We start from the raw sequence: 1,256 nt of genomic DNA on the forward strand, positions 1-1,256 counted from the left end.
CCGCCGACCAGGCCGCCGCCTGCGCCGCCACGCTGCGCGGCCTCGGTGAAACCGTGCACGAGATCGGCAAGATCGCGGCACGCGGCGAAGGCGCGGCCGTCGTCGTCGCCTGAGGCGACCGCGCGCTCAGCGCTTGAGCTGCCCGAGCACGCGCTGCTTGATCTGATTGAAGGCCGTGCCCGTGCGCTCGCGCGGGCGTGGCAGGTCCACATCGATCACGCTCTGCACCCGGCCCGGCCGGGGCTCCATCACCGCCACGCGGTCGCCCAGGAACACAGCCTCGTCCACGTCGTGCGTGACGATCACCACGGTGATGCGCCGCTCGCGCCAGATGCGCAGCAGTTCTTCCTGCATGTGAGCCCGGGTGATCGAATCGAGCGCACCGAAGGGCTCGTCCATCAGCAGGATGTCCGGCCGCGAGACCAGCGCGCGAGCGATGGCCGCGCGCTGCGCCATGCCGCCCGAGAGCTGGTGCGGCCAGGCTTGCGCGAACCCCGTGAGGCCCACGAGTTCGAGCTGTTCGCGGATGCGCGCCTCGCGCTCGCGCCGGCTCAGGTCCAGGCTGTCGAGCCCCAGGCCGATGTTGTCCGTGACGTTGAGCCAGGGAAACAGGCGGTGGTCCTGGAACACCAGGCTGCGCTCCACGCCCGGCCCGGCCACCGGTTCGCCATCGATCAGGATGTCGCCATCGAAGCGGTCGTCCAGCCCCGCGATCAGGCGCAGCAGCGTGGACTTGCCACAGCCCGAGGCACCGACGATGCCCAGGAACTCGCCGCGCGCGATCTCCAGGCCGATGCGCTGCAGCACCGGCAGGTCCTGCCCCTCGATCCGGTAGGTCTTGCCCACGTTGCGCAGGCTCAGGGCGGTGGGGGCGACCGCCTCCAGGGTGGGGGTGCTCATCAGCGGGTTCTCCAGGGAATGAGGCGCAGGAAAAGAAGCTGCGCGACGCGGCTCAGGCCGTAACCCACCAGGGCCATCACCAGCACACCGATCAGCACCAGGTCCATGCGGAACACGTCGCGCGCGGTGGCGAGGTAGGCGCCGATGCCCAGGCCGGTGCCGATCGCGTATTCGGAACCCACGGTGCCGATCCAGGCCGTCAGCAGCGCGAGCTCCACGCCGGTCAGCACCGAGGGCAGGATCGCGGGCAGCACCAGCCGGCGCAGCCGCAGCCAGGGCCCAAGCCGCACGATCGCGGCCACCTCGCGGTAGGCCGGCGCGATGCCGCGCACGCCCTGCTCGGTGTTGAGGAAGAC

At 71.1% G+C, this 1,256-nt stretch carries 2 protein-coding genes; both read right to left on the bottom strand.

Annotation, left to right across the window (positions count from 1 at the left end):
• Positions 1-126: 126 nt before the first annotated feature.
• A complete protein-coding gene (locus ACT6VE_RS34815) occupies positions 127-900 on the bottom strand; it encodes an ABC transporter ATP-binding protein (protein ID WP_444687128.1) in 774 nt (257 codons plus the stop codon).
• On the bottom strand, positions 900-1,256 hold a 357-nt coding region (locus ACT6VE_RS34820; RefSeq protein ID WP_444802657.1), incomplete at its 5' end, for an ABC transporter permease. The genes ACT6VE_RS34815 and ACT6VE_RS34820, both read right to left, overlap by 1 nt.

Source organism: Shinella sp., assembly GCF_052438155.1.
In the GTDB taxonomy this organism is placed as follows: Bacteria; Pseudomonadota; Alphaproteobacteria; order Rhizobiales; family Rhizobiaceae; genus Shinella.

What these genes read in the sequence shown, in the direction of transcription:
- ACT6VE_RS34815 (WP_444687128.1), bottom strand. Translation starts at nt 900, where the DNA reads ATGAGCACCCCCACCCTGGAGGCGGTCGCCCCCACCGCCCTGAGCCTG.